Origin of the sequence: Methanolobus halotolerans (genome assembly GCF_004745425.1) — an archaeon.
GTDB classification, from domain to species: Archaea; Halobacteriota; Methanosarcinia; order Methanosarcinales; family Methanosarcinaceae; genus Methanolobus; species Methanolobus halotolerans.
This window is the reverse complement of sequence record NZ_PGGK01000029.1, coordinates 1-4,780: the sequence shown is the minus strand read 5'-3', so window position 1 is coordinate 4,780 and position 4,780 is coordinate 1. Positions and strand designations below refer to the sequence as shown.

At 33.3% G+C, this 4,780-nt stretch carries 5 protein-coding genes and 1 pseudogene; 3 read left to right on the top strand and 3 right to left on the bottom strand.

Going from position 1 to position 4,780, the window contains the following annotated elements; genetic code table 11:
- A pseudogene (locus tag CUN85_RS13735) lies at window positions 1-115 on the top strand (IS1 family transposase); the annotation flags it as partial.
- Between the two features lie 507 nt (window positions 116-622).
- Here CUN85_RS13735 and CUN85_RS12810 read toward each other — a convergent pair.
- The gene (locus tag CUN85_RS12810; RefSeq protein WP_135390692.1) at window positions 623-1,405 is read right to left on the bottom strand and encodes a helix-turn-helix transcriptional regulator; all 783 of its coding nucleotides are present in this window, start codon (window positions 1,403-1,405) and stop codon (window positions 623-625) included.
- 330 nt (window positions 1,406-1,735) lie between these two features.
- Between CUN85_RS12810 and CUN85_RS12805 the strand changes: the two genes are divergently transcribed.
- A complete protein-coding gene (locus tag CUN85_RS12805; RefSeq protein WP_135390691.1) occupies window positions 1,736-2,113 on the top strand; it encodes a response regulator in 378 nt (125 codons plus the stop codon).
- Between the two features lie 338 nt (window positions 2,114-2,451).
- A complete protein-coding gene (locus tag CUN85_RS12800) occupies window positions 2,452-2,736 on the top strand; it encodes a hypothetical protein (protein WP_135390690.1) in 285 nt (94 codons plus the stop codon).
- 26 nt (window positions 2,737-2,762) lie between these two features.
- Here CUN85_RS12800 and CUN85_RS12795 read toward each other — a convergent pair whose 3' ends face one another.
- Window positions 2,763-3,167: a helix-turn-helix transcriptional regulator gene (locus CUN85_RS12795; RefSeq protein WP_449288767.1), complete on the bottom strand. Its 405-nt coding sequence runs from the start codon at window positions 3,165-3,167 to the stop codon at window positions 2,763-2,765.
- 525 nt (window positions 3,168-3,692) lie between these two features.
- Window positions 3,693-4,478 (bottom strand): helix-turn-helix transcriptional regulator, encoded by a 786-nt coding sequence (locus CUN85_RS12790; protein WP_135390688.1) that lies wholly within the window; start codon window positions 4,476-4,478, stop codon window positions 3,693-3,695.
- Window positions 4,479-4,780: the final 302 nt, after the last annotated feature.

Here is a 4,780-nt window from a genome sequence, read left to right as displayed (position 1 = left end):
TAAAGATGGTGTAAAGCACAAAAGAACACCTGCTCAGCAATCAGGGATTGCTGAGAAGAAGTGGACTTTGAGAGAACTCTTGAAATTCAAGTGTTCAAAAACGCCAACCAATTAATACAGGACTACCCAAATTTGCGAGTAACGGGAAAAATAATGGATGAAGGAATGAGGTGACAGAGATTTAATATTCGGATTCCCGAGTAGTTTCAACTATATTGGTATCAAGTTCATATATATCTGCAGGAGAAGGATTGATTATCTCACACTTCCCGATCGCCCCATTCTGCTTAAAAGGTGAGATGGAATGAAATCAAGGTTATGAGTTCCTCAGTAATCCATGTCATCGGTAAAAAAGTCAATTAAACTAAGCAAAGGAAGCATTTCATCAACGATTAGTTTTCCTATAACAGAAGAACTTCTTTTCTCTTTTCAGAAGCAAATATGACATAAAGTAGACCTTTCTTCATTTACAGCACATCCTGTAGAGCACCACAATATCAAATAACTGACCACTTCAGATCAGGAGTGTTGGATACGATTGTGATATTAAAAAATCACTGCCAACCTCACCCCACATTTAACAGGACAAAGAAGATGTCCCGTCAGGGCTTCGAAAAATAAACTAGATTTCAATATGAATTGAATCTTTGAGGTAATATTCAAAAAAGTCGCTTGCCCATCTGATCGTATCTGAACCCGAACACAGGAGCTGTTTGTCATCAACCTCTTTATTATTTCTCAGCAGGCGCATTAGTAAATATTGATTGTTAAATCCAAAAGACATAAAGCCCATCTCTTCAGGATAAACGTAAAAATTGATCAGGCTGCTTTTTGCAATAAGTTTAAAACTGTCGTAGTGATCCTTTCGTATTTTATGAAGCAGATCATCAGAGACAATAATATATGTTGTAACATTATTGCCGATCAGTTCAGAAAACAAATTGACAAAGTTTGGAAAAAGGAATGTCGTTATTACAAATAGAGAACCAGACTTTTTGTATGCTTCATGAAATTCTTTATTAATCGAATACATTTCGGTAAGCGTAGGATTTATCACATTACATTTTCTGAGTTCACTAAGTCTTTTTAGTAAGCTGGCAGGAAGAAAATCAAGGTTATGAGTTCCCCAGTAATCAAGTTCGTTATCAAAAAGTTGAACAGTATCTAATAAAGGGTTAATCTCATTAACTACTAATTTCCCAATTCTCGTTAGTTGGTAAACGTCTTTTGAACCAGTGACTAGATGGTGTTCTTCCAGTATCCTGATTTGTGGAATTAAAGATTTTCTATTAGAATTAAGCTTATTCAGTATGGTTTCCATATTTTTTTTACCATCCTGCAAAAGCAAGAGTAAATCTTTTCTTTTATCTGATTTGAACAACACATCAAGCAAGGCTTTTTTCATGGTAGTCCGTCCACTTTGTAAATATTAGATTATATGACGCAACTAATATCATCTGATAGCAATAAAATAAGATAATAAACATATACAAATAGTTTATGCAAGTTATACCTGACAATTCTATCTTTGACACATTGTATTCCAATCTTTTCTGATTAAATGTAGGAAAATCTTTGTGATTATATTGAAGATGAACTGAAATTACAATGAGATTAAAATATACTTAGCCTATGCGAAATATAACAGTACACTTTATTTACAAGAGTCAAACTTAAATAAAAAAACCTCGTATTGTATTTATGTTATACATATAATCATTGTTGATGTGATTGAATGGCAAATATCCTTGTGGTAGAAGACAATCCTCTGCATCTGGAATTACTCATCTCTATCCTTGAAATAAAAGGATACGAAGTTGAAGGGGTGGGAGATGGGGAAAAAGCTTTGCATTCAGTAAAAATATCCAATTTTGACCTCATTCTGCTTGACATGCATCTTCCTGGAATGGATGGCCTGGAAGTTCTCAAAAGATTAAAGCAAAACCCACTTACTAGATATATACCTGTTATAGCCGTTACTGCATGTGCCATGAAAGGAGATAAAGAAGCAATCATTGGGGCAGGATGTGTGGATTACGTCTCAAAACCATTTGAGATAAGTAATATATTATATTCTACGGAACTGATCTTTTCTAATTTAATTGCTCACTAATATATTCACAGTAGGTAAAACTATTTAAGGGGTATTGCGAGCAGGAGTCTTGCAGCCTTTGGAGCGGATTGCAATTGATTATGATTTCCTGTAAATAATATTGTTATAATCATTCTGGTGAATAGCATTATTCAAACCTTGGAAATATATTCTATCGTAAGGTCTGAATATTTAATCCGATTAAAAAATAAATCCATATTTAAAATTAAGTTACTTTTATAAATTAAGCTCAATTAATGTTAAGTAGAAATACTTGTAATTACTTTCCTGAATTTAAATGCCTACAGGGTAAGTGAGCAAATCAGTTTAAACACAAAAAACATTTAAGAGGGCAAATTTTGAAAAATGAATCTTTATTGGATATTTTGTTTGAATCTGAAATAAGACTGGACCTTTTACTGTGTTTAAAGGGCGGAACAGAAAAGTTAGGAACATTAATGACGGTTCTGGATGCAGGCGAACAGACACTGATTCCCCATATAAATAAATTACAGGACTATTACCTTGTTACCTGCCAGAGCGGAGCATACGAACTTACCTCCATGGGAAAGATGATTCTTGACAAAATTACACATCTTTTAACTCTACTGGAAGAGGTGGAAAGAACGCTTAAATGTAAATAATAATAATAATAATAATGCTAATATAATTAAATATCTGTTAACAATAGTGAATCTTTTAAATAGCGTTCAAAGAATTCTTTGCCCCATTGACGTGCAGTAGGGTTGCAGCACATAAGTTGCTTATTATTGTACGTACCTGTTTTCATCAATAACCTGAATAATATGCCATAATCATTACATGCAAAAGAGACAAAATTCATCTTTTTAGGGTAAACATAGAACTTAATCCGTTCATCTGTAATAAGATCATAGAGATGTCTATCTGCCTGTTCCTTGACCTTACTATATAATTCTTCTGTTATGATAATAGAAACATTAACATTGTGTTTTATCCATCCTTCTATCAATGAGGGAAACCTTGGATGAAAATATGTCGTAATCTGATACACTGCATCGGATTCTTTAGTTTTGTCACAGAAATCCTGATTGATCTCATAGATGTCCGTTAAGCTGGGTTCTATTATTTTACAAGAGCCAAGCTCAGAAATTCTTTTTAACAGATGTGGATGGATAAAGCTAATGTCTCGTTCTCCCCAGTACTGGATATCAATATCCAGAACATCAGCTATGCCTACTAAGGGAACAATATTATCAACTATTATTTTCCCATAGTTGTCAACTTATATGTGTCATTTGAATGGGAAATCAGGTTATGCTTCTCCAGGACTTTAATTTGCGGGAGTAAAGCCTGTCTTGTTGTTTTCAAGGATTTAAGTATAGTTTCCATATCCTGCGGACCATCGTGCATCATCAGGAGTACATTTTTCCTTTTCTCGGAAGCAAATATGACATCAAGCAATGGTTTTTTAATCTATAACACACCCTGCTAACTAATTTATATCCTCATCTTCAAAATATGAGCGCTGCAAACTGCATTTACTGAAGTGAATAATGAAATATATATAGCTTACGAAATTGTCTCAAAAGAACCGAGTCTATATTAGAGTATATTCTGATCAAATTTCTGTAATTGGATTTGAACGCTTGAGATAATATTCAAATAGTTCCCCTGACCATTCAAGAGTATTTGAATTAGAACATAAAAGATAGCTGCTATCAGTCTCTCCATTGGTTTTGAGCATGCGCATAACTATATAATAATCATTGTATGTAAATGACTGCAAAGCCATTTCGTGAGGATAGATGTAAATGTGGAATAAGTTACTTTTAACAATCTTCTCTAAATCTGAATAATAATTATTTTTTACCCGGTCGAACACTTCTTTAGAAACGATAGCATATACATTTACTTTGTTCTTAATAAGTTCTGAAAATAATGAGGGGTAATGTGGGTGGAAAAATGTAGTAATTATAAATAGGGATCTGGATGTGTAGGATGAATTAATGATTTCCTGGTTAAGCTCATATATCGATGAAATTTGAGGTCTGATTATTTTACAGTTATCAATTTCACCTATTCTTTTCAAAAGGCGGGGAGAGATGAAATCAAGGTTATGAGTTCCCCAGTAATCAATCTCATCTTCAAATATGTCAATAGTATCTAATAAAGGAACCATCTCATCAACAATGAGCTTCCCTATAATTGTTAATTTATAGGAATCAGCAAAATGTGTAATTAAATGATTCTCTTCTAAAATCTTCATTTGTGGGAGCAAAGATTGTCTTGTTGTTCTCAATTGACTGAGTAGCAGTTCCATTTCCAGGGGTCCGCTCTTTAGAATCAGAAGCACGCTCTTTCTTTTATCGGATGCAAATATCACATCCAGTAAATGCTTCTTCATCTGAAACACATCCTTTCAATAATTTGTAATTTCATCGACTTTCATCCTAATATTATTAAATGGAGCTGCCAATATTAATAATAATTTATTTCTGGTGTTAATAAATAATACACAGTTGCAATATTACCGATAACCAATTGAATAAGGTCTGTTGTTTAAATAACCTTGTCGAAAAGGCTCTGTAGAAATCCTCATTTGAATCAAACAAACAATTTTGGCATACCTGCCAAGGTTGTTTACTATTAGCTTTATTTTAATCTCTTTTACCTGATTCCAGTGCTTCCTAGCCTTTATTTCCTCAC